This window comes from Flavobacterium foetidum (genome assembly GCF_004634245.1).
GTDB lineage: Bacteria > Bacteroidota > Bacteroidia > Flavobacteriales > Flavobacteriaceae > Flavobacterium > Flavobacterium foetidum.
On the sequence record NZ_SJTF01000011.1, the window covers coordinates 1 to 24,366 of the forward strand.

Genomic DNA, 24,366 nt, shown 5'->3' on the forward strand with positions numbered 1-24,366 from the left:
ATGAGGATTTTTTTTGTTTTATGATATTTCAAGAAAAGACAATTTTTGAAATTGCAAATTCCATTCAACTTCAATAATGCAGCAAACCCAAAACTTTCTTAAGGACTGCTTGCGTTAGGGATGGAAGCGGCATCCTTTTGCTTTTTTCTTTAAAAAGCAAAAGATACAGCGGACAGCCCGGCCCGGAGGGAAACGCCATAAATGTTTATTTTGCTCCTGATCCCTTTTTTTGCGCCGTTTTAGTTTACCGAATATCTAATCCCATGTCTAGAATAAGCTCTTTAAAAACTCTTTTTTGAGCTTTTATCAAATACATTTCGATTTATTAATAAATTTGTTTTATAACAGTTTAAATATGAAAGAGCTTATTGAAGTTATTAATGGCTTTCAGAAATTAGATTTTGAAACAGAAGAAGCAGTAAAAAAGCATTTCGTTATTGAGGAATTTAGAAAAAACGAATTGATTATTCAGGAAGGAAAAATCTGCAATAAAGTCTATTTTGTAAAATCAGGAACTGTTCGTAGGTATTGTTTCGAGAACGGTGAAGAAATCACAAAATGGATTTATACAGATAATCAGTTTATAACTTCATTAAGCAGTTTTTTTGAACAAAAAACATCGTTTGAAAATTTTCAGACTTGTGAAGACACAGTACTTTATTCTCTAACTTATTCTGATGAACAAATTTTGTTGGAGTATCCTCTTTTTTCAAAGTTCCATATTAATCAGCTTCGCTTTTATCTTTCTAAAATTAATGAATTTCATCATTTGTTTAGCGTGATGAGCGCACATGAGAAATATCTTTTCCTTCTTACATCTTTTCCGCAGATTATTATCAAAGCTAAATTGAAACATATTGCATCCTTAATAGGTGTCAGTCAAGAAACTTTAAGCAGAATACGGGCTTCAATTTCTTGATGTTACATCAAATAATGAAAGATATTATTTTCCAATTTTTGCATTTATATCTAAATAAACAAAATTGGGAAATAATAAAATAGGTTACAGGACAATCGTCGGAAAGAATGTAAGCATTGGAAACTTTACTACAATAGAAAATGATGTTGAAATTGGAGATAATACTTGGATTGGCAATAATGTAACCATATTGAACGGTACAAGAATTGGTCAGAATTGTGAAATTCATTCAGGTGCAGTTTTAGGAGGAATTCCGCAAGATTTAAAATATAATAATGAACAGACATTTCTGGAGATTGGCAATTGCAACATCATTCGGGAATTTGTAACCTTAAATAAAGGAACTGCATCAAAGCAAAAGACTTTTATTGGCAATAATAATTTAATTATGGCCAGTGCTCACATTGGACACGATTGTACGATTGGCAACAACAATATTATCGGTTTTAATGTTGGCATGGCTGGAGAAGTAATTGTTGGTGATTGGGTAAACATTAGTGGATTAACCGCAATTCATCAATTTTCTATAATTGGGGATCATTCGATGATTACAGGGTTGAGTCGTATAGTTAAAGATATTCCGCCATATGTATTGGCCGCGCGTGAGCCATTGAGTTATGCAGGCTTAAATGCTGTCGGCTTAAAGAGACGTGGTTTTGAATCAGAAAAATTAGAGGAATTGAAATCGATTTATCGCGTAATCTTCCAACAGAGATTAAATGTAAAAACAGCTTTAGAAATAATAGAAAGCGATTTTCATCAAAGTTTAGAGCGAGATATTATTCTAAACTTTATTAAAGGATCTAAAAGGGGAATTATAAAAGGGTTTGTTAGAATCAAAACCGTTAGTAGCAGCTTAGTTTTATTCTAAAGAATCTTTTAAATTTTAAATAATTAAAGGTTTAAATGTTTATTTTGCACTAAGAATTCTCAGCATAAATTATTTAGCTTGTTGGCTTTATAACAATTAATCTATTGAAATGATATTAGCCTTTGATACTTACTATTTTGACAACAAGGCCAAAACGGTATGTCTTGAATTTGAAAATTGGAATGACAGCACTAATTTTAAGATTCATAGTGAAATTAGAGAGAATGTTGCAGAATATATTCCGGGTGAATTCTATAAAAGAGAGTTGCCGTGTATTCTGAGTCTCTTGCGGCAAATAGATTTTAAAAATGCGGAAGCAATTATTGTAGATGGATTTGTCTATCTGGATGATGAGGGAAAGTATGGTTTGGGAGGATATTTATACGAAAAACTTGAAAAAGAAATTCCAATAATTGGTGTTGCAAAAACAAATTTTGCAAGTATTGAAAAAAATAAAAAAGGTTTATTGAGGGGTGATAGCCAAAAACCGTTGTATATAACTGCAGTCGGGATAAATCTGGAAGAAGCCTTTGATAAAGTGAGCAGCATGGCTGGAGAATTTAGAATGCCAATCTTACTTAAAGAATTAGATAGATTAACAAAAGAGCCTTAACTTTATGAATATACAGCTTTGGACAGCAATAGCAAGTTTTGATTTTGATAATCCAGCAGATGAATATGGTTTCTCTATACGACTAGCGATTGAAAACAGCTGGACAGATTATTTTACAAAAACAGCTATTCTTGAATATAAAAAGTTTATGTATTTGGCAGCAACGTCAAGCGAAATGGTCTCTCCTTCGGAAATAGTGGATATAGTTTGGCATCAGCATTTGATTTTTACAAATTTGTATTCTGACTTTTGTAGAGTTTTAGGTAAGCGAATAGAACATGTTCCATCCACACACAATAAAGCTGATTTTGAGAAATTTCAGAAAGCAAAAGAAATTACCCAAAAACTATATGAAATCAATTTTGGGAAACAACCGCAAGAAATCTGGGACAATTCGAATAATGTTTTTTCATTAAACCTGAAAAGTAGCAGTACAACATCAAAGAAAATTACACAAAAATATATATTGGGATTTTTAGCGCTGCTATTCCCACTTTATTGGGTCATAAGTCCGGTTTTAATCCAAATTGATAATCCGTATTTTTTGCTTTATTACATTTTGCTCTATATTGTCAGTGTTTTTTTGTTGCTGGAATACGCAAAAAATGCTGGAAATACGATACTTGAAAATCTCAAAACAAACTTTATTATCAATAACCTCACTGCTTTTGAATTGGTTTTCTTTCAAAAAAATCACCTAGAATTTGTAGTACGGGGAGTTGTAAATAATTTGATTGAAAACCAGAGGGTCAAAGTTGTAAATAATAGATTGAAATTGGTTGTTGAAGATTGGACCGATAATAAACATGAAAATTGCATTATCGAAATAATGAAAGAATACGAACCAATGTCTTATTCTCAACTGCATCACATCGTTTGTAACAAACCAATTTTTGGACAGATTGAAAAAAGTATCGGCACTATAAAAACGGTAATCATCAATTCAAAAGAGTTTTTAAAAATTGTCAAAATAGCATTATTTGTTTTTGGGATTTTATTGAGTATAGGGGTCTGCAGAATTATAACCGGGCTTTCTAGAGAAAAGGCTGTTGGGTTGCTTTTAGTTGTGATGTTTATTCTGTTTTTGGTTTCAATTTCTATTTTTGATAGAATTTTAAATGATTTGTTTTCAAAGCGAATGCATTTTGCGCACTTGCAAGAAAAACAAAATACAGACACCCAGAAAGATTGGCAGTGGAATTATTTTTTATATGGAAATATAGCTTTTGCTTTTGTTCCTCTTACACTTCCTATTACTAATAACGATAATTCTAGCAGCAGTTCAAGTGACACCAGTTCTTGTGGTAGTTCCTGTGGAAGTTCATGTGGCGGGTGTGGAGGCGATTAGTTTTTATCGCTTTTTATAAAAGAAAAAAGGAAAATGGTTTTATAAAAGATTATGCAAATAATGAATACGATTGGATAGAAGAAATTGGCTAAATGAAATTATTAGAATTAACTCGTTGGGTGAAATTATTTTCAACACATAGAAACATAGTTTAACTAAACTTAAAAAAGGCGTTTCACTAGTCTAAATGCACATAGTTTAGCTATGTGTGGAAACTTGTTTCTTCCATTTTCTTTTTTCGGTACAAAAAACGATGCTTCTATGTGTTAAAATGCTTTTATTTTTTTAATTACGCCCAACGGGTTAGAATTAGAAAAATGTAATTCGTATTGAACTTTCAAATCTGTTTGTATTTTTTAAATGGAAAAACTAATTTGATTTGGATATAATTATCTATATTTTGCAAGCTAAAAGGCACAAATACATTCAATAAATGAGTACAAACGAAAATCCCGAATTGGCCCTGAAGAAAAAACAACATTTTGAAATTCTTGACGGACTTCGGGGGATTGCAGCTTTAGCGGTTGTGGTCTTTCATTTTATGGAATGGATTTTTACCGATCCGAGTCAGAATTTTATAGGCCATGGCTTCTTGGCTGTCGATTTTTTCTTTTGCCTTTCGGGATTCGTAATAGGTTATGCTTACGATGACAGAATTGCCAAAATGGGCATCCGAAATTTTTTTATTTCAAGAATTATCAGGTTGCATCCGTTAGTAATTGCGGGTTCTGTATTAGGTTTGCTGGCTTTTTTGTTTGATCCTTTTGGTGGTCAGCTCGAATTGTACAGCACCGGAAAAATCATTTTGACCTTTATTTGTTCGTTGTTTCTTATTCCGCTTCCCGTGATTGCTGACCGAGGTTTTAATCTCTTTAGCTTCAACGCTCCGGCTTGGTCGTTGTTTTGGGAATATATCGCCAATATCGTGTATGCTTTTGTACTTTTTAGAATCGGAAGAACTTTGCTTTTCGCGGGCACAATACTTTCGGCATTTGCAATTTGTTATGTTGCTTATTTTTCTGGCAACTTACTCGGAGGCTGGAGTGGTCCGACTTTTTGGGATGGATGTGCCAGAATTTCGTACTCTTTTTTAGCAGGATTACTTATTTATCGTTCCAATTGGATCATCAAAAATAAATTAGGTTTTATAGGTTTGGCAGTTTTATTGGTTTTGGCTTTTATAATGCCGTTCTCAAAATGGAATTGGATTACGGAACCTTTTGTGGTTTTGTTTTATTTTCCGTTGCTCATTTCTTTAGGTGCGGGTGCTGTTTTAAAACCGAGTTTGAAAAAGGTATGTCTCTTTTCAGGTAACATCTCATATCCTTTGTATATGACGCATTATGCCGTTTTATGGATGTTTGGGAATTACATCACCAATCATAAACCAAATACTACGCAACTCACATTTATAGTAGCTATAAGTGTGGTGCTTTTAGTTGGTTTTGCTTATTTGGTAATGATTGTATATGATATTCCCGTTCGAAAATATTTGACTGAGAAACGCAAAAAGCAACTGTGAAATTATTCCCAAATAACCGTTTATAGTAAGGTTTATGAGTTTATAGTTTGTTTTTAATATTAATGTTGTTTCTGAAACATCAAGACACGAAAAAAAATAGATTCAATAACTATATTAAATTTATAAATTCGCCAAAGCGAACAATTACAAAAGAAGTAAAAAGTGGAAAATGAAGATGTAAACTGGGTTGTCTGCCCCGATTGTAAAGGGCAGGGCACAAAAAGTCGCGGACTCAGTAAGAAAATGAAACTTCGCTATCAAAATGAGCTTAATCTTTTTGAGAAAAGCAACGGCGCAGGAAAACCTCCAATTCGTCCAAAAGCGCATCAGCATAGTTGTAGTAATTGTTCAGGTTCAGGACTTGTTCGCGCAGCAAATCGCCCCATAGCAGATACTGAAACTTTTCCGCATGTTGCCATTATAGGAGCCGGAATTGGCGGAGTAGCTTTGGCAGTGGCTTGTTTGCACCGAAATATTCCTTTTACTCTTTTTGAAAGAGATCAGAATTTTGAAGCGCGTTCGCAAGGATACGGACTCACTTTGCAACAGGCCAGTAAAGCTATAGAAGGATTTGGAATTTTTTCGTTAGAAGATGGTGTCATTTCAACAAGACATGTAGTTCATACAACCGAGGGAAAAATAATCGGCGAATGGGGAATCAGAAAGTGGATTCAGGCTGATGCTGAAAGATATGAAAAACGAACAAATGTCCATATCGCACGACAATTACTGCGCCTGGAACTTCTTAAACAACTTGGTGGGAGTAATTTTGTTCAGTGGGGTTGTCAACTGATTGATTTCGAAGAATCTAAAAACAAAGGTGTCGAATTAACGTTTCAGACCAAAGACGGGATGCGAAAGACAACAGCCGATCTCGTTGTTGGTGCCGATGGTATTCGCAGTGCTGTACGCAAACAGCTTATCGGAGAAGATTCTGCTCCCTTGCGTTATCTTGATTGTATTGTTATTTTAGGAATTTGTCCGCTGAAGGACATAACAGAAGCACATAATTCATTATTAGATTCTGCTACCGTTTTTCAGACCGCCAACGGTAACGAACGTATTTATATCATGCCATACACTGCCGATTCGGTCATGTGGCAACTTAGTTTTCCGATGCCAGAAGAAGAGGCAAAATCATTGAGTGCTCTTGGAGCTAAAGCGTTAAAAGAAGAAGCTTGCCGCAGAATACAATGGCATGATCCGATTCCGCAGATTTTAGCAGCAACTCAAGAGGCACAGATTTCTGGTTATCCTGTTTACGACAGAGAGTTGCTGACTTCTGAAATGCTTCAGAAAGGAAATCAAATAACATTAATCGGCGATGCCGCACATCCCATGAGTCCGTTTAAAGGACAAGGAGCCAACCAGGCTTTGCTTGATGCGCTTTTGCTGGCGAGGGCTATTTCACTTGGCTGCAGATCATCAGCAGAATGGAAAGAAATTGGAATCCGAGAAAAAGTATTGAATCAATTTGAATCAGAAATGCTCGCCCGAAGCGCTGTAAAAGTAAAAGATTCTGCCGCAGCCGCAGAATTCCTGCATTCAGAAATTGTGCTTCATGAAGGCGATGAACCCAGAGGAAGATGTTTGAAAAAAGACGACCGAAACTAAAGAATTTCAAATAAAAGAAAGAAAAAAATAGGTTTTAGTAATTTGTTGGCACTTCTGGTAATTTTTCTTATAAAATAATTCAGGAATATATATATTTACGAATCTGAATTTGAAATGATTACCAAAACTAACCAACCAAAAACAATTAACCTATGAAGAAGTTTCTTAAGTTTATTAAATTCACGTTTCTCACAATTCTGAGCCTATTTATCATTTTTGCATTGTATTTTTATATCAGTGGCAAAATATTTCTGGAATCTAAAAATCAGGAAAATGTTGATTATTTGAAGGCCAATAATGCGGTAATTAAAGATTCTATTAACGGAAAACTTTTTGATAAGAATTTTTACGATTCGCAAGTTTTTCTTTTAGGAGAAATTCATGGTTTTGCCGATAATCAGATTATAGACAGAGAGTTGTTCTTTTTCCTGAATAAAAAAATCGGAATTCGTTACTACATTTCCGAAATGGACAGTATTACTGCTAAAAAACTGAATAATTTTCTTTCGGATAAAACCAAAAACGAAACCATTTTGAAAGAGGTTGTAGTGGCTGTTGCACAGAGAATTCCGCAACAGTCGAGTAGGGAATTGTTTGATAAATGGGATGCTATTTACGATTACAACCAAAAGCTGCCGGATTCTTCAAAAATAACGGTAATTGGAATCGACAAAAATTTTGACGACAAATCAAAAGAGCCTAGAGATTTAGAAATGATCAAGAATTTTAAAAACGCTATACAAAAACTGAAACTTGAAAACGAAAAGTTTTACGGACTTTTTGGTTTTTATCATGTCCTTCAAAGTGAACTGGAATCAGGAAGCAAGATTCTCGGCGTAGAACTAAAAAAAGCGGGGTTTAAAACCATAAGTTTTGTAAGCCACACTGTAGACAGCGAAATGTATCTTCCTAAAAACCCGCAATTTCCAACCCCTGAAAATGAAAAAGTAGAGTGGGGAAATGCCGACGGTCCTTTGGTTTTGGTAAAAGGAATAAATGATATAAAAGAAGTAAGCAAGCCAAATTCGATTACGCTTTTTAAGCTGAATTCGGAAAATTCCCCTTATTTTAAATCACAAAATTTGGTATATTTAAAATCTAGACTTTTTGGAGACAACATTATTCCGAAAGAAAATGCTTTTGCAACAGATTATTTTCAATATGTGTTTTTGTTGCGTAATTCTAAGGCGCTTAGTAAAATGAAGTAGCAATTTCATAAGTCATAAAAAATAGAGCTGAGGGTCTTATTGACTTTTCAGTTGTAAAGTTTTAAGAAGCATTCGATTTTAAAAAATGGGCTTTAATAGATTAGAAATTCAAAGACCTGATGAGTCGGGTTGGTATGTTTTAGATGAAGAATATCTGCTGTCTTATATTTATTCGGATGGTTGGACAGAACGTCTCTTAAGATTTGAAATTTTCGTTGATATCTATTATGAATGCAGAGGCGAGATTGGTTTTTTTGCAGGTGGATACGAAAAGAAAGAAATTGAAAGTTTATTTGGGCTTGAATTGCCTCCTGAAATTAAAAATCTTATAAAACTTTTAATGGACCTAGAAGAATTGCGGTTAAAAAAAACTATTCTGATTGGTTTATGGAAGATCCGCCACAGGTTCACTTTGTTATTAATCGCAATGGGATTTCTCATAATTCGAGAATTGCGATTATGCAGAAAAAACTCGAAAATCCGAACGAATCAGAAAAGCTACTTTTTCTCTTAAAAGAAGAATTCGAAAAGCTCCGAGAAAATCTTTACAATAAAAAGCTGTTAGAGCTGGGTTTGATTAAACCAGTAGTGACAAAGAAGGAAAAGAGAAGAAACAGGGGTTTGTGAAATATATTGCGACAAAAATAAATACAACAAGCAATACCACGATGCAATTTTTTATGAATTAACAGAAACTAGAGATTCTAAAAGTAGTTTTTCCCGTTGGATTTTCTTTAAAGACGGAACAATTTAAGTGTTTGAATATAAATCGGTTAATAATAAGTGATATGGAGATTAGACTTGTTGTAATAAGAACAAAAGACCAGAGTCGTCTAGCTGACTTTTATAGTTTGCTGGGGCTGAAATTTGATTATCATAAACATGGTAACTCCCCGATGCATTATTCAGCCACAATAGGAAGTCTTGTTTTTGAAATTTATCCGCTTACAAAGAGCCAAACTGAAGAAGACTGTAGTACAAGATTAGGTTTTGCAATTGATAATTTTGAGCAAACATTGAATTTGCTCAAAACTAACGGAATACCGTTTTCAGAACCTGTGCAAACAGATTTCGGCTTTTTAACAATAGTTTCCGATCCTGACGGAAGAAAGATCGAACTTTATAAAAAGTGAGTTCGTTGAATGAGCAAATTCCACAGATGGTTTAAAGAAATCATACAAAATCAAAAAAACAGCATTAAATAAGTATTTTTAAAAAGCTTAAGAGCAGAAATAATTACTACATTTGCAATCGTAAAGTATAGACTATACTCTATGCTTAATTGTTTTTTGATTAAAAAAGGAATTGTTATGCTTATAAACGAATTGTCAAAAAAAACAGGACTGTCAATCCATACGATTAGATATTACGAAAATTTAGGAATGATTAAGGGCTTGACTAAACAAAATGTGAAATCTAATAACTATAAACATTATGATGCTAATACTGTTGAACGATTAGAAATTATTATAGAAGCCAGAGAAGTCGGTTTTACGTTGGCCGAAATAAAAAAAATATTGACCAGTTGGTTTGAAACTGTTGATTCTAAACCAGAAACACTTGAGCTTTTTCAAGCTAAAATAAAAGAGATCGATGATAAAATGAAATATTTCAAACAGACCAAAAGGCTTCTTGAAAAAGTCTGTGAGAAAATACAAAATGTTTCTTGAAATGAAATTTTCTCGCGCAGACCTCACAAGGTCTATAAAATAAAAAAACTCCAAAATCAAATGACTTTGGAGTTTTGGACTTTAGTGGGCGATGAGGGGTTCGAACCCCCGACCCCCTCGGTGTAAACGAGGTGCTCTGAACCAGCTGAGCTAATCGCCCTATTTTGCTAGGTTGCTATCGTTTATGATTGCGAGTGCAAATATAAGTTTGTTTTTGAATTCTGCAAAGAATTTTCAACTTTTGTCAGTTTTTGAATTCTCATTAGCTTCTTACTTAAAAGAAAAACTCCTTAATTTCTTAAGGAGTCTTTTAGTGGGCGATGAGGGGTTCGAACCCCCGACCCCCTCGGTGTAAACGAGGTGCTCTGAACCAGCTGAGCTAATCGCCCTATTTTGTTATGTTGCTATCGTTTGTGATTGCGAGTGCAAATATACGCTTGTTTTTGAGTTCTCCAAAGAAAAACGAATAAAAAATAAGATTTTGTGAAAAATGTTTTATATCTATTTGTTTATGAATTTGTTATTAAAATGATTTTTTGATGTTTTTTCCCAATTCAAAAGTCATTTTAGCCTAAAGGCAATTCGGCAACCACAAAAGTACTTCCTCCAACGTAGATTAAATCATCTTCTGACGCATTTTTCTTCGCTTCCGCGAAAGCGATTGCAACAGAATCGTATTTCTCTCCAATCAAACCAAAATTTTGAGATTCTTTTTGTAGCGTTTCGCCAGGTAGAGCTCGTGACGAATTTGGATGGCAGAAATAATATTTCGCTTCTTTTGGAAATAATGGCAAAATCGAATCCAGATCTTTATCGTTGACAACGCCTAAAACAATATGAAGGTCTTTAAAAGTTTCATTTTTCAGCTGATTCATCACCACGGTCAATCCGTGTTTGTTATGAGCTGTGTCGCAGATTATTTTTGGGTTTTTTCCCAATTGCTGCCATCTACCTTGCAAACCTGTATTTTTTACAACATGCAATAAGCCTTCTTTTAAATGTTCGGTAGAAACTTTAAAGTCGGTTTCATTGTTCAGGATCGAAATTGTCTGTTGAACCGTCTTTTTGTTGTGAAATTGATAATCGCCAATTAAGTCAGACAAGTAAATCTGATCGATTAAATCTGATGCAAAATAAATCGGCGCGTTGTTTTCTTCGGCTTTAGCCAAAAAGACAGGTTTTGTTTCGTCGTTATATTCGCCAATAACAACTGGAACATTTGGTTTTATAATTCCAGCCTTTTCGCCCGCAATGGCTTCGAGCGTATTGCCTAAAAACTGCGTGTGATCTAAGCCGATATTCGTAATTACCGAAACTAATGGTGTGATAATATTAGTTGCATCCAATCTTCCGCCCAAACCAACTTCAATAATAGCGATATCTACTTTTTCAGTGGCAAAATAATCAAAAGCCAAACCAACCGACATTTCGAAGAAACTCATGTCATTGGCTTCAAAAAAAGATTTGTGTTTTGCAACAAAATCAATCACAAACGCTTCCGAAATCTCTTTTCCGTTAATTTTGATTCTTTCTCTAAAGTCCTTTAAGTGCGGAGAAGTATATAATCCGACTTTGTAACCCGCTTCCTGTAAAACTGAAGATAACATATGCGAAGTAGAGCCCTTTCCGTTGGTACCAGCCACATGAATGCATCTCAATTGCTTTTGAGGATGGCCAAGATGCGCTGCTAATAGCTTAATGTTGGTTAAATCTTCTTTATAAGCTGAAGCCCCCTGTAATTGGTACATTGGAAGCTGATCAAACATCCAATTGGTAGTCTCTTGATAGTTCATTTATTTTGGATAAAATGGTTGTCGATTGAAATAAATTTCGATTTTTGTAGTTTAATATAAAAGCGAAAATTATCTTTATTGCAAATTTCAAATATTTTTTAGAATTAATTATTAAAAACCAGAATTAATATATGTTTAGTTTTATTCAATTACAAACAGATACAATCGCAAATGCCTCAAATGTAGTGATCGAAAAGATTGCACCAGAAAATGAAATATCAATGTTTGGGTTCATCATGAAAGGGGGAGTTTTCTTGATTCCGATTGCGATTTTATTGTTTTATACTATTTATATCATTTTTGAAAGATATTTGTACATCAGCCGTGCTTCAAAAATCGACAATCGTTTGATGCAAGATGTAGGCGATAAACTAAATTCCGGAAACATAGACCTGGCAAGAACAATTGTTGAAAGAAGCAATACCGCTGCTGGAAATATTCTAAAAGAAGGTGTTTTGGTTATCGGAAGACCTATTGCAGAAATCGAATCCAACATGGATCGTGCAGCCGATATCGAAATCGGTGAAATGGAAAGACGTTTAGGTCACCTTGGACTTATCGCAGGTATTGCACCAACTCTTGGTTTCATTGGAACAATTTCAGGGGTTATTAAAATTTTCTACAGCATTTCGGTTACAGAAAACATCAGTATCGGAAACATCTCTGGAGGTTTATACGAAAAAATGATCAGTTCGGGTTCTGGATTAATCGTTGGAATTATTGCGTATTCTGCGTACCATTTATTGAACGGAAAAATTGATGATTTCGCCTTAAAAATTCAGAAACAGATTTTAGAGTTTGTCAATATAATTCAAAGAGCATAAGATATGTCTATTAAAAGAAAAAGAAGATTTCACGCCGAAGTAGCGACATCATCTTTGAGCGACATTATGTTTTTCCTGTTGTTGTTTTTCTTGATTATCTCAACACTGGCAAATCCGAATGTCATTAAGATGACATTGCCTAAAGCAAAAGCAAATGAAAAAACCAACAAACAATTAATTAGTTTGTCGGTTACAGAAGATAAAAAATTCTACATTGACAAAGAACAAGTTGATTTTGAAAATCTTGAAACCAGTTTAATGTCAAAAATAGGAACAGATAAAGAACAAACTGTTGTAGTTCGAATTCCGTTTAATCTGCAAGTTCAAGACTTAGTAGATGTTTTACAAATAGGAGTAAAGAATAACCTAAAATTTGTAATTGCCACAAGTCCGAAGTAGATTTACTATTTGGGCGTGACCATCCCGAGATAAAAAGGCAAATATACTTTTGTCTAAATACACCTTTTTATCTCGGGACGGTCGGGCTATCCGCGCTACTTCGGTAGCTTGCTTCTATCCCTCACGCGGAAAACGTTACATTTTGTCATTTCGACCGAAGGGAGAAATCACACTAGAAACTCCACAAAGTGTTTCTCCAATCTTTGTCGAATCCCGCGTGCGATTTCTCCCTTCGGTCGAAATGACAAAAAATAAAAAAGGCTTACAGATATTTGCTGAAAGCCTTTTCTATAAAAAACAGATTCGTAAAAATCTGTACAATTCGTGTTTTAATCCAAACTAAAATTATAAATAATTTTCCCGATTTGTTTTGCAGGAGCATCACTGTCAGATTCCCATTTGGTATTCATTGCGGCAATTCTTGCCTGATCTAATAAACATTTTGCGGTATTTGTCGTTCCTTTTATTCCAGGAGTTACGCTAATAGTTTTTCCGTTTTGGTCAACTGTAACTTCTACTACAACTCTTCCTTCTTCATTACAAGTATATTTGGGCGCTGGTTTAGATAATGCTTTTCTGTTTCCTAAAGAATATCCTGATCCTCCGCCAGAACCGCCACCGCTTCCGGCTCCGTAACCGCTTCCGGTTCCAATACCATTTCCGGTTCCGTTACCGCCTCCAGTTCCTCCGCCAGAGCCACCCGATCCGTAATAATCTTTAGAACCCAAACTTCCATTGGCTTTTCCTTTATTTCCAGCCACTTTATCATCTCCGTCTCCACCTTTGTTCGAACCTTTTAAAATACTGGATAAAGCATCATTGGTAGAGTTCGAAACTTTTGGTTTTTCAGGAACAGGTTTTGTTTCCGGTTTTGTAACAGGAACAGGTTTCTTTGGCTTTTCTTTTGTCGGAATGACAACATCTGTTTCGTCGGTTGCAGAATTTTCCTGAGTAATAGTGGCATCTTCTGGCGCGGCCTTTGCAGCAACTTGTTTTACATTGTTTTTTACATTCAAAACCTCGCTTTTATAATTAGCTCCCGAACCCAGATCGCTGTCTCCAAAATTTACGGTCACACCACCTCCGCCGCCTCCGCCATCTGCAAGAGCAACGTTGTTTTCAGGATTGTATGGAGGCCAAAAACGTATAAAAAACAACAATGCAATTAATACAGCATAGATACCGGTTGTAATCGCCAATGATTTTTTTTGATCATCAGAAAATGCGGGCTCCTGCTTGTTGGTGTTTGTTTTATAAGGGGTCAATTTCGGTGAACTCATCTGAAATCTGATTATAAATTGTATTAAATAAAAACGTTTAAAAGTACTAAAAATTGTTTAGAATGAAAGAGAGAATTTAACCGCTAAGTTCGCAAAGGTTTACGCAATGTGCGCAAGCTGTTTGTTTTTTTAATCTCGCAAAGTCGCGAAGGCGCAAAAGAAACTTATAAAAAAACTTTGCGTCCTTGCGATTTTGAGAAACAAATTAGTGCTCCTTGCGTAAACCTTTGCGTGCCTTGTGGTTAAAAAAAAACGAGCCAAATATAAATTCAGCTCGCTTATAAGAAAGTATAATAAAATTTACACTAACTGTTTCAATGCAATTTCAAAAGCAGTTGCACTGATATTGGTTTTAGACGGATTTAAAGCGTGTGCTTTTACAATCGCATTTTTGATCGTTTTTGAGGTGTCATTAAAAATAGCCTCATCGGTCATCTGAACTTTTTTCTCCATGAAATAAGCAAAAACCCTCGCCATTCCGCAGTTTGAGATAAAATCCGGAATCAAGCTTACTTTTTGGTCTACTTGCTCCATGATGGAGCCAAAGAAAATTTCTTTGTCGGCAAAAGGCACATTCGCACCACATGAAATTACTTCCAATCCGTTTGCGATCAAGCTGTCAATTTGAGCCTGAGTAACCAATCTTGAAGCTGCACAAGGAGTAAATATTTCTGCACCTATCGTCCAGATTTTAGAATTGATTTCCTCAAACGGAATCATGTTTTCTGCCACTAATTTATTTCCATCTTTATTTAAAAACAGCGTTCTAATTTCATCAAAAGAAAAACCTTCTTCCTTGATTAATCCGCCGTCGCGATCGATAATTCCGATTACTTTTGCGCCCATTTCAGCCAGATAAAAAGCAGCAGCAGAACCTACGTTTCCAAATCCCTGCACAATGGCTTTTTTGCCTTTAATTTCTCCGCCATATGAGGCATAAAAATGACGGACAGCTTCGGCAACGCCAAAACCGGTAATCATATCAGCAACAGTATATTTTCTGGTTACGTCTGGTGAGAATTTCGGATTTTCGATTACTTTGATAACACCTTGACGCAATTGTCCGATTCTATTGATTTTATCTGCTTCAGTTGGTTTGAAGTGTCCATTAAAAACACCTTCCTGCGGATGCCATACACCACATTCTTCGGTAATCGGAATTACTTCATGAATTTCATCAACATTCAAATCGCCTCCCGTTCCATAATAACTTTTCAATAGAGGAGAAACCGCTTTGTACCAGCGCTGTAAAACGCCTTTTTTACGCGGATCGTTCGGGTCAAAATTAATTCCAGATTTTGCTCCGCCGATTGCTGGTCCCGAAACAGAAAATTTAACCTCCATTGTTTTTGCCAGCGATAAAACCTCATTCATATCCAAACCTTTTCGCATTCTTGTTCCTCCTCCTGCAGCGCCACCTCGAAGAGAGTTGATCACGGTCCATCCTTCTGCTTCCGTTTCAGAATCTTTCCAGTTAAAAACAATTTCTGGTTCCTTATTTTCAAATTGTTGTAATAAATCTTTCATTTCGTTGTGATATGTTTATTTTGCGTAAATGTATAAAATAGAATAATGCGAATAATGTATTTTATGCAAGTTTATCAAACTAAAAAAACAAAGCCGGAAATTATCTGTTTTCCGGCTTGTGAATATCTTTATAATTTAAGGATTAAATTCCTAATAAGTGTTTTTTGAGAGTCTCGTCGACTGGCTTGTCAGAAAGCCAAATTCCGAAAAGCGCTTTTTTGAAATCAAAGCCAGTAATTTTTCCTTTAAAAACTTCATTTTTGCTAACATTTATGCTTTGGTCCAAAGGATTGTAGGCTAAAACAAAAACATCTTTTTCAGTAATAGCGTCGCTTAGAAATTTTTTCAGCTCTTCGATTCTCGGACGAAGTTTTTCTAATTCGGCACCAGCAGATTTCTCAAAACCTGCATTTATGGCTTTGGTCAGTTTATTTGAAGAAACCATTGAAGAGGTGATTTCGATTCTGATTGCCATTTCTGTATCACTGTCGATAATAAATTGAGGGTCTTGGCTCAACTGAGACAAATACAAAGCTTGAACGTAAACCTCGAGCCACATTTTAGAACGGCCACCAGCTCCGTTAAGTTGTAAAGTTTTGCCTTGAAATTCTATTTTTCGAGGTACGGTTACGCCGTTGACATCTATATGTGTTTGAGCTGAAACGGCAGAAAATTGCAAGCTTATTAGGAGTGTAAGCAGCAGTAAAATCTTTTTCATGTTTTGTCGATTTATTGTTTTTTGGGCAAAAATAATGTTAATTTATTAATGTTTGGTTTATTTTTAACATGTTTTTTTCTTTTAAATATTTGATTTGGAATTTGTATTGCTTTAATAATCAATTTAGTAGTACTTGTTTTACGTAGATTTACGCATTTTAAGAATTGTTGAAGATTTTGCAAATGAAACTTGTCAGAAAATGGTGCTTTTTGAGCTGTTTTTTTGAATATCATTTTGCATTCAGTTCGATGTTTTTGCTGCGACATTTGTACCATCTTAAAGTAAAAAAACGAATAATTACGAAAACGTTATCGCTATTCTTGTCAATCTATTAATTTTATATGCATGCATTGTAATTTTGAGTTTTAAAAATTATCTTTGGAAGCATTTGAACACCAAAAAAGCAAAAAACAAAAAACTTATAACTAAACCTGGCCGGATTTATTTGGCTGAAAGAAAAAATAAAATACTATGGATTTTAATCTTACCGAAGAACATTTAATGATTCAGCAGGCAGCAAGAGATTTTGCTCAAAATGAATTATTACCGGGAGTTATTGAACGCGACGAAAACCAGACTTTTCCAACTGAGCAAATCAAAAAAATGGGAGAACTTGGATTTATGGGAATGATGGTTGATCCAAAATATGGAGGGAGCGGACTTGACACTATTTCGTACGTTATTGCAATGGAGGAGATTTCTAAAGTAGATGCTTCAGCTTCTGTAGTTATGTCTGTAAATAATTCTTTAGTATGCTGGGGATTACAGGAATTTGGAACTGAAGAGCAAAAACAGAAATATTTGCCGGGTCTTGCTTCGGGACAGATACACGGAGCATTCTGCTTAAGCGAACCTGAGGCTGGAAGTGATGCAACTTCGCAAAAAACAACAGCAATAGATATGGGCGATCATTATTTGGTAAACGGAACAAAAAACTGGATTACCAACGGTGGTACGGCTTCTGTTTATTTGGTGATTGCACAAACTCATCCGGAATTAAAACATAAAGGAATCAATGCTTTGATCATGACCAAAGATATGCCGGGATTTTCTATCGGACCAAAAGAACAGAAGATGGGAATTCGTGGTTCTGATACGCACTCTTTGATGTTTACGGATGTAAAAGTTCCAAAAGAGAACCGAATCGGCGAGGATGGTTTCGGATTTAAATTTGCGATGAAAACGCTAGCTGGAGGCCGAATCGGAATTGCTTCTCAGGCATTAGGAATTGCATCTGGTGCTTATGAACTGGCTTTAAAATATTCTAAAGAACGCAAAGCTTTTGGAACCGAAATCTGCAACCATCAGGCGATTGCTTTTAAATTGGCAGACATGGCCGTAAACATCGAAGCCGCACGTCATTTATGCATGAAAGCCGCTTGGGATAAGGACAATCACAAAAATTATGATGTGAGCGGGGCAATGGCGAAACTTTTTGCTTCGCAGACGGCAATGGACACTTCGGTCGAGGCTGTCCAGATTCACGGCGGCAACGGATATGTAAAGGAATACCATGTTGAGCGCTTGATGCGAGATGCTAAAATCACTCAGATTTACGAAGGAACTTCTGAAATTCAGAAAATCGTAATTTCAAGAGCTGTAATTGCCGGATAACAATACAAAAATCATAAAGACCCTTTCGATTCGTTTGAAAGGGTTTTTTTATGATTTTACTTTAAGTTTTCATAAGTTTATAGCTTAAAACTATAATTGCTTCCCTTAAAACTAACTCAAATTCAAATAATATGAAAAGAATATACTTTTTACTGCCTTTTATCTTCTTAGCTTGTAAATCAGGAACTTCAACGGGAAACGTAAATGATGCTCAGTCAAATAATAAGCCTATTGAAATAAGCTATAAGGTTGATGAGACTGAGGTGTCTGATTTCTTAAAATATCTTTCTTCTGATGAAATGGAAGGTCGTGAAACGGGAACCAAAGGAATTGAAAAAGCAGCAGTTTTTTTAGAAGATTATTTGAAGAAAATTCATGTAAAGCCTTATTTTAAAACTTATCGAGACACTTTGACCAACTTTAAATCTCCAGCTTACAATATTGTCGGGGTTATAGAAGGAACAGATTCTGAACTTAAAAAAGAGTATGTGGTTTTGAGTGCACATTACGACCATATCGGACTAGAGAAAAAACAACAGGCGGATATGATCAATAACGGAGCAAATGATGATGCATCGGGAGTTACGGCTGTTGCTCAGATGGCAAAATATTTCAGCGAAACAAAATCGAATAAACGAAGTATTTTGGTGGTGTTCTTCGCTGGTGAAGAAAAAGGGCTTCTAGGGTCAAAAAGCCTGGTTGAAAAACTGAAGAGACAGAATTTTAATATTTATACTCAATTGAATATTGAAATGATCGGAGTTCCGATGAAACGTGGTTTTCTTTCCTATGTGACTGGTTTTGATAAATCGAACATGGCTCAGAAAATCAATGAATATACGGGGAAAAATACGATCGGTTTTTTACCAAAGGAAGCAGAATACAAATTGTTTTACCGCTCCGATAATTATTCGTTTTACGAAGCTTTTAAAAAGCCATGCCAGTCAATAAGTACATTTGATTTTGAAAACTTTGATTTTTATCATCATGTTTCAGATGAATTTAAACTGATGGATATTCCGCACATTACGGCTTTTACGCAAGAATTTCTTCCAGCTCTTGCGCAAATTGCTAATTCTAAAACACAGGAAATTACCATGAATAATTAACGATTGGTTTTACGGGTTTTGTTTATTTTTGCGCTATGAAAAATATTATTGTTACTGGAACCAGTAGAGGAATTGGTTACGAATTGGCATTGCAGTTTGCCAATGCTGGAAATAAGGTTTTGGCGATTTCTAGAAAAACACCTAAAACACTTTTAGAACATCAAAATGTAACTTGTCTGTCGGTAGATTTAGCTCAGGAATCTGAATTGCAGCAAGTGTCTGATTTTCTTTCTACGACATGGAAAAAAGTAGATGCGATTGTACACAATGCAGGAACTTTGCTTTTAAAACCTTTTGCAGAAACTACTCAAGCAGATTTTGAAAATATTTACAAAGTGAATGTTTTTGCAGTAGCAAACTTAACGAGAATCTGTCTTCCGTATTTAGAAAAAGGAAGTCATGTGGTAACCATCAGTTCTATCGGCGGTGTTCGAGGAAGTTTAAAATTTGCTGGACTTGCCGCTTACAGTTCTAGTAAAGGCGCTGTGATTACGTTGACCGAATTATTGGCTGAAGAATATAAAGAAAGAGGAATTTCGTTTAATGTATTGGCATTGGGTTCTGTTCAGACCGAAATGCTGAATGAAGCTTTTCCAGGTTATCAAGCGCCAATTTCTGCTGCAGGAATGGCAACTTATATTTATGATTTTACATTAAACGGAAACAAATATTTTAATGGAAAAGTTCTAGAAGTTTCTTCCACAAATCCATAATAGTTAAAAAAACTTATCCTTATTTAAATCAAGCCATAACCAAAACCTATGAAAAAAAACAAATTGTTTTTTTGCATTGCCCTTCTTAGTGTTTTTAATGCAAAACTTGTAGCTCAGTCTTATAAGTCGGAGAGTTTGTATACTTATAATTATATTCTTCCAGAGAATTATCTGCCAATAGATTATTATACATATGGAATAAAAATTCATCTTCCAGAAGATCCAGTTTCGATAATAGTAGACGGAGAGAAAAAGAGATCGGGAAGTCTGCTTTCTTATAATGAATTTTTTCGGGAAAAGAATCTAATTACGATGTTAGTAGGTACAAGTGATGAAAGTACTTTGCAACGTGATAATGTTCCGACCTTTCTTGAATTGGGATATACAAGCAGAGATGTAGAGTCTGTAGGTCACTTTATTATAGATGTTACGCTGAAAAATCTAGCCTATGTTTCTGATATAAAAGAAAGTAGAGGGGTAGAAACGCCTTTTTCTTATGAAATCTTTTATAAATATGATGTCGTTTACAAGCTTTTAAATAGTGTAAGTAAAGAAGTTATCATGGAAAAGACTTTCAATGTTAAAGAAAAAATGCTTGGATCGGGAAGTTTTGAAGGCTATAAAGCTTCTTTTAAAACCAAACCTGAAGCAGTGAGTTATTTAACGGATAACAGCGATAAAAATTTAATCTATAATGAGATGGTGGGTAATATTGAAAAAAATATGCGTATCAGACTTGCATGGTGGCTGGATGTAAATTATTATCAGGACACTTTCTTCTTTTATAAAATTTCGAAGGAAGATAAAAATCCATATTTCTTAAAATTGAATCAAGATTATGAAATTTTAGAGAAATGGTCTAAAGGAAAAGGCGAACCGATACTAGATGAAGCATTAATTACTGAATATGCTTCGTTTATTGAAAAGAACAAACTTAATTCTAAGGATAATTCAATTTATTTTCAGGATAAAAAGCGATTAAAAAATTACCATGATTATCTAGCTGAGAAAAAAGTTTTAACTGATTTTATTGTCAAAATGGATCATTATGCTAAGCAATTTGATCCAAATGATAAGGGACAAAAAGCAGCAATGTGGGCATGTTATATGAATATATCGACAGCTTTTTTAATTTTAAATAAATACGAAAGTAGTCTGGAATATATCCAAAAAGCTCGAGCGTTAGATTATCAGGAAAAGAAGGTGAAATATGCAGAAGATGAAGTGAGTAAAAAACAAAAAGCAGCAAGTGTTTTTCTTGATTCAAATGGAGAAGTAAAAAAAGATGTAAACAGTAAATATTTAAAATATCTAAGTTTGTAATGATTGTTGATTAATAAATTGTAAATGTCTTGAGCGAAACTTTAGCCAAATATATTCCAGAACATGCGGTAAAACCCGTTTTCGATTTGATTGTTACCAATCAGGTGCATCTTAAAATTGTCAACGAACGACAAACCCGTCATGGGGATTATAGACGAGGACCAAGCGGTAAACATGAAATCACGGTTAATGCCAGTTTGAACAAATATCGTTTCTTAATCACTTTGATTCATGAAATTGCGCATCTGGTTGCATTTGAAAAATTTGGACGGAATATCAAACCACATGGAAACGAATGGAAGTTTACTTTTCAGCGACTTATGGTTCCGTTTATCAGGCCTGAGATTTTTCCGAGTCAAATTCTTCCTTTGCTGGCGAGGCATTTCAAAAATCCATCAGCGAGTAGTGATACTGATACTACTTTGTCTTTGGCTTTGAAGCAATACGACAAGGACAATGATAAGAGTTATGTTTTTGAAATTCCGTTTGGAAGTGTTTTTAGAATCAAAAATGGCAAAGTATTTAAGAAATTGGCTGTAAGAACAAAACGTTTTGAATGCATCGAAATAAGCTCTGGAAAAACGTATCTTTTTAATCCAAATGCGGAAGTAGAAATATTACATTAACTTCCAATATAAGAATTCCAAATTCCAAATGGGAATTTTCAAAAATATAAATCCCAAATTCCAAAGTTTAATCAATTGGAATTTGGGATTACTGTGATTTCTCAAAAAAATGGAATTTGGAATTTAAATCTTGGAATTTAAAAACTATAATCCTTTCAAATAAGCTTCTCTTACTTTTTTGAATAGGTTCGAAGAATAAACAAATTTAACAATGTCTTTGTTGTCAGTTCTAAAGATTTCTTCTTTAGTTCCCTGCCAGGCTTTTAATCCTTTTTTCAAGAAGACAATATTTTCACCAATTTCCATTACCGAATTCATATCGTGAGTATTAATTACGGTCGTAATATTGTACTCTTTTGTAATTTCCTGAATTAAGTTATCAATCAAAGTTGAGGTATTTGGGTCGAGACCAGAGTTTGGCTCATCACAAAACAAATACTTCGGATTGTTTACAATAGCTCGGGCAATTGCCACACGTTTCTGCATACCTCCCGAAATCTCTGATGGTAATTTTTTATGCGCGTCTACCAGGTTTACTCTTTCTAAAACAAAATCAACTCGTTCCTTAATTTGTGCTTTATTATTATTGGTAAACATTTTTAACGGGAAAGCCACATTTTCTTCAACTGTCATCGAATCAAACAAAGCCGAGCCCTGAAATACCATTCCGATCTCTGTTCTTAATTCACGTTTTTCATCTTTGTCTAAATCAGAATAAACTCTTCCGTCAAATTCAATGGTTCCTGAGTCTGGTGTGTGAATTCCTAGTAACGTTTTTAACAAAACTGTTTTTCCAGATCCACTTTGTCCGATAATCAAGTTGGTTTTTCCGGTTTCAAATACTGTCGAAACGCCTTTTAAAACTTTACTGTCACCAAATGATTTTTCTATGTTTTTTACTTCTATCATTATCCTAATAATAATTGAGTTAATATATAATTTAGAAGGATAATAGTAACAGATGTCCATACAAACGATGTTGTACTTGCCTTACCCACTTCTAATGCACCACCTTTCATATAATACCCATGAAAAGAAGGGATTGTTGCCAATAACATAGCAAATATTAAAGTTTTGATAAAGGCATAAGTAATATGAAAGGGTATGAAATCTTTCTGAGCTCCCATAATAAAATCTGCTCCGGTTGAGAAACCTCCATAAGCACAAGCAAGCCATCCTCCAAAAATTCCTAAAAACATACTAATTCCGATAACAAATGGGTACATTAATAAAGCTATGATTTTTGGAAAAACAAGATAATTTACAGAATTAACCCCCATAACTTCTAAAGCATCAATTTGTTCTGTAACGCGCATTGTTCCGATACTAGAAGTAATGTAAGATCCCATTTTTCCAGCCATAATTACTGAAATGAAAGTAGGAGCAAACTCCAAGACTACAGACTGGCGTGTAGCGAAACCGATTAGGTATTTTGGAATCAAAGGGTTTGTTAAGTTTAGCGCTGTTTGGATTGCAACAACTCCTCCGATGAAAAAAGAGATAAAACAAACAATTCCTAGAGAGTCAATAATTAGGTCATCGATTTCTTTGAGGATAAGATTTTTCATTACAGGCCATTTGGTCTGTTTGTTGAAAATTTCTTTAAGCATTAAAAAATATCTTCCTATTTGGGATAAATAACGAATTAGCATCATAATTTTTGAAATATTGGCTAAGGTAAAAAGAAGTTATGAGTTTTGAGTTATGAGTTCAGTTTTTTCGCGTGTTTTTGCGAATCAAATTAACTTTTGCTTCATTTTCTGAAAACGATAATTTCTAATAAATTTAGCTTGTTCTGGTGTTACGAGTAATGGAGTTTTTGCTTTTTTAGCCTTCCAAAAACCTTTTATATAATCTAAAAAGAGTAAAGGTTTTTTCTTCATCATAGCCAGTTTTGCCGAAGCAATTGCGGTGATCCAAAATCCATAACCCAAAGTGTAGAAAGCTTCGCCTTGTTTGTAACGAGCTGTTTTGTTGTAGTTTGCGCCTGTCGGTTTTAAATGTTTTACATGCAAAGATTGGTCGGTAACAATTTTCCAATCGTAATATTTGCAAAGTAATTCATCTACGGTGTCCCAGCCCATGGCCGGCCTTAAACCGCCAATCTGTTGGTAAGTTTCTTTGCGGTAAGCTTTTAAGGCGCCTCGAATATGATCTTTATCGGTTAGGTTTTCTAGAATCCAATCTCCATTTTTTTCGATATAACAAAATCCGCCAGCCATGCCGACTTTTGGGTCAGATTTGAAATGTTTGATTATGGTTTCAAAATAGTTTGGTGGAAAAATCAAATCACCATCTATCTTTACAATAATGTCATAGTCAGAATCCAGAGTTTCAAAACCTTTCTGAAATGCCTGAATCACTTTGCTTCCAGGTAAATGAATTGCATCTGAAGTTTTGTTGACAACAGAGATATACGGATTTTCTTTTGCGAATCCTAAAACAACTTCTTCTGTTTTATCGGTTGAATTGTCATTAACAACGACAACTTTTGAAGGCAAAACAGTTTGCGTAACCAAAGATTGTAAGGTTAAGCCAATCAAATCTTGCTCGTTGTGTGCCGGAATGACGATGTAATATTTCATATTAAATTCCAATTTTTAAATTGCTTCGCCAGTTCGCTGACGCTCGTGTCCAAAATCCAATTGTGGGGAAATAAATCCCAATCTTCTAAA

At 34.7% G+C, this 24,366-nt stretch carries 24 protein-coding genes and 2 tRNA genes; 17 read left to right on the plus strand and 9 right to left on the minus strand.

Annotation, left to right across the window (positions count from 1 at the left end):
• Positions 1-355 precede the first annotated feature (355 nt).
• The 10 genes from E0W73_RS14185 (at position 356) to E0W73_RS14230 (ending at position 9,765) form a co-directional block, all read left to right on the plus strand.
• Entirely contained in the window at positions 356-919 is a 564-nt protein-coding gene (locus E0W73_RS14185) for a Crp/Fnr family transcriptional regulator (RefSeq protein WP_135222733.1), read from the plus strand.
• Positions 920-983: 64 nt separating this feature from the next.
• Entirely contained in the window at positions 984-1,790 is an 807-nt protein-coding gene (gene lpxA, locus E0W73_RS14190) for an acyl-ACP--UDP-N-acetylglucosamine O-acyltransferase (RefSeq protein ID WP_135222734.1), read from the plus strand.
• 109 nt (positions 1,791-1,899) lie between these two features.
• Positions 1,900-2,403 carry an endonuclease V gene (locus E0W73_RS14195; RefSeq protein WP_135222735.1) on the plus strand — a complete coding sequence of 168 codons (504 nt, stop codon included), beginning with the start codon at positions 1,900-1,902 and terminating at the stop codon, positions 2,401-2,403.
• A gap of 4 nt (positions 2,404-2,407) precedes the next feature.
• Entirely contained in the window at positions 2,408-3,751 is a 1,344-nt protein-coding gene (locus tag E0W73_RS14200; RefSeq protein ID WP_135222736.1) for a glycine-rich domain-containing protein, read from the plus strand.
• 433 nt (positions 3,752-4,184) lie between these two features.
• Complete coding sequence (locus E0W73_RS14205) at positions 4,185-5,273, plus strand: acyltransferase family protein (protein ID WP_135222737.1); 1,089 nt, start codon at positions 4,185-4,187, stop codon at positions 5,271-5,273.
• A gap of 162 nt (positions 5,274-5,435) precedes the next feature.
• Entirely contained in the window at positions 5,436-6,887 is a 1,452-nt protein-coding gene (locus E0W73_RS14210) for an FAD-dependent oxidoreductase (protein WP_244248486.1), read from the plus strand.
• Between the two features lie 152 nt (positions 6,888-7,039).
• On the plus strand, positions 7,040-8,095 hold the full coding sequence (locus tag E0W73_RS14215) for a hypothetical protein (RefSeq protein ID WP_135222738.1): 1,056 nt from the start codon (positions 7,040-7,042) through the stop codon (positions 8,093-8,095).
• Positions 8,096-8,180: 85 nt separating this feature from the next.
• Positions 8,181-8,609, plus strand: a complete 429-nt coding sequence (locus tag E0W73_RS14220; RefSeq protein WP_135222739.1) for a hypothetical protein — start codon at positions 8,181-8,183, stop codon at positions 8,607-8,609.
• A gap of 274 nt (positions 8,610-8,883) precedes the next feature.
• The gene (locus tag E0W73_RS14225) at positions 8,884-9,228 is read left to right on the plus strand and encodes a VOC family protein (protein ID WP_135222740.1); all 345 of its coding nucleotides are present in this window, start codon (positions 8,884-8,886) and stop codon (positions 9,226-9,228) included.
• A 177-nt stretch (positions 9,229-9,405) separates the two neighbouring features.
• On the plus strand, positions 9,406-9,765 hold the full coding sequence (locus E0W73_RS14230) for a MerR family transcriptional regulator (RefSeq protein ID WP_135222741.1): 360 nt from the start codon (positions 9,406-9,408) through the stop codon (positions 9,763-9,765).
• A gap of 85 nt (positions 9,766-9,850) precedes the next feature.
• Here the strand turns inward: E0W73_RS14230 and E0W73_RS14235 are convergent.
• From E0W73_RS14235 to E0W73_RS14245, 3 genes are all read right to left on the minus strand, one after another.
• A tRNA-Val gene (locus tag E0W73_RS14235) sits at positions 9,851-9,925 on the minus strand.
• 154 nt (positions 9,926-10,079) lie between these two features.
• Positions 10,080-10,154: transfer RNA gene (locus tag E0W73_RS14240), tRNA-Val, on the minus strand.
• Positions 10,155-10,331: 177 nt separating this feature from the next.
• Positions 10,332-11,558, minus strand: a complete 1,227-nt coding sequence (locus E0W73_RS14245; protein ID WP_135222742.1) for a bifunctional folylpolyglutamate synthase/dihydrofolate synthase — start codon at positions 11,556-11,558, stop codon at positions 10,332-10,334.
• 131 nt (positions 11,559-11,689) lie between these two features.
• Here E0W73_RS14245 and E0W73_RS14250 point away from each other — a divergent pair, with 131 nt between their 5' ends.
• Positions 11,690-12,382, plus strand: coding sequence for a MotA/TolQ/ExbB proton channel family protein (locus tag E0W73_RS14250; protein ID WP_135222743.1), 693 nt, complete (start codon positions 11,690-11,692; stop codon positions 12,380-12,382).
• A gap of 3 nt (positions 12,383-12,385) precedes the next feature.
• Positions 12,386-12,781, plus strand: a complete 396-nt coding sequence (locus E0W73_RS14255) for an ExbD/TolR family protein (protein WP_125723780.1) — start codon at positions 12,386-12,388, stop codon at positions 12,779-12,781.
• Between the two features lie 329 nt (positions 12,782-13,110).
• On the opposite strand, the gene E0W73_RS14260 is transcribed toward E0W73_RS14255, so the two are convergent.
• The 3 genes from E0W73_RS14260 to E0W73_RS14270 all read right to left on the minus strand — a co-directional run bounded on the left by E0W73_RS14260 (position 13,111) and on the right by E0W73_RS14270 (position 16,306).
• Complete coding sequence (locus E0W73_RS14260; RefSeq protein ID WP_135222744.1) at positions 13,111-14,061, minus strand: energy transducer TonB; 951 nt, start codon at positions 14,059-14,061, stop codon at positions 13,111-13,113.
• Between the two features lie 300 nt (positions 14,062-14,361).
• Positions 14,362-15,588: a Glu/Leu/Phe/Val dehydrogenase dimerization domain-containing protein gene (locus E0W73_RS14265; protein ID WP_135222745.1), complete on the minus strand. Its 1,227-nt coding sequence runs from the start codon at positions 15,586-15,588 to the stop codon at positions 14,362-14,364.
• Between the two features lie 142 nt (positions 15,589-15,730).
• A complete protein-coding gene (locus E0W73_RS14270; protein ID WP_135222746.1) occupies positions 15,731-16,306 on the minus strand; it encodes a chalcone isomerase family protein in 576 nt (191 codons plus the stop codon).
• A 471-nt stretch (positions 16,307-16,777) separates the two neighbouring features.
• On the opposite strand from E0W73_RS14270, the gene E0W73_RS14275 reads away from it, so the two are divergent.
• The 5 genes from E0W73_RS14275 to E0W73_RS14295 all read left to right on the plus strand — a co-directional run bounded on the left by E0W73_RS14275 (position 16,778) and on the right by E0W73_RS14295 (position 21,691).
• The gene (locus E0W73_RS14275) at positions 16,778-17,920 is read left to right on the plus strand and encodes an acyl-CoA dehydrogenase (RefSeq protein WP_135222747.1); all 1,143 of its coding nucleotides are present in this window, start codon (positions 16,778-16,780) and stop codon (positions 17,918-17,920) included.
• 131 nt (positions 17,921-18,051) lie between these two features.
• Positions 18,052-19,029, plus strand: a complete 978-nt coding sequence (locus E0W73_RS14280) for a M20/M25/M40 family metallo-hydrolase (protein WP_135222748.1) — start codon at positions 18,052-18,054, stop codon at positions 19,027-19,029.
• A gap of 35 nt (positions 19,030-19,064) precedes the next feature.
• Positions 19,065-19,742, plus strand: a complete 678-nt coding sequence (locus E0W73_RS14285; RefSeq protein WP_135222749.1) for an SDR family NAD(P)-dependent oxidoreductase — start codon at positions 19,065-19,067, stop codon at positions 19,740-19,742.
• A 48-nt stretch (positions 19,743-19,790) separates the two neighbouring features.
• Complete coding sequence (locus E0W73_RS14290; protein ID WP_135222750.1) at positions 19,791-21,065, plus strand: hypothetical protein; 1,275 nt, start codon at positions 19,791-19,793, stop codon at positions 21,063-21,065.
• A gap of 29 nt (positions 21,066-21,094) precedes the next feature.
• Complete coding sequence (locus E0W73_RS14295) at positions 21,095-21,691, plus strand: SprT-like domain-containing protein (protein WP_135222751.1); 597 nt, start codon at positions 21,095-21,097, stop codon at positions 21,689-21,691.
• A 144-nt stretch (positions 21,692-21,835) separates the two neighbouring features.
• Here E0W73_RS14295 and E0W73_RS14300 read toward each other — a convergent pair whose 3' ends face one another.
• The 3 genes from E0W73_RS14300 to E0W73_RS14310 all read right to left on the minus strand — a co-directional run bounded on the left by E0W73_RS14300 (position 21,836) and on the right by E0W73_RS14310 (position 24,276).
• Positions 21,836-22,600, minus strand: coding sequence for an ABC transporter ATP-binding protein (locus tag E0W73_RS14300; protein ID WP_135222752.1), 765 nt, complete (start codon positions 22,598-22,600; stop codon positions 21,836-21,838).
• The gene (locus tag E0W73_RS14305) at positions 22,600-23,346 is read right to left on the minus strand and encodes an MlaE family ABC transporter permease (RefSeq protein ID WP_135222753.1); all 747 of its coding nucleotides are present in this window, start codon (positions 23,344-23,346) and stop codon (positions 22,600-22,602) included. The genes E0W73_RS14300 and E0W73_RS14305 overlap by 1 nt, the downstream gene beginning before the upstream one ends.
• 81 nt (positions 23,347-23,427) lie before the next feature.
• Entirely contained in the window at positions 23,428-24,276 is an 849-nt protein-coding gene (locus E0W73_RS14310) for a glycosyltransferase (protein ID WP_135222754.1), read from the minus strand.
• Between the last annotated feature and the right edge of the window lie 90 nt (positions 24,277-24,366).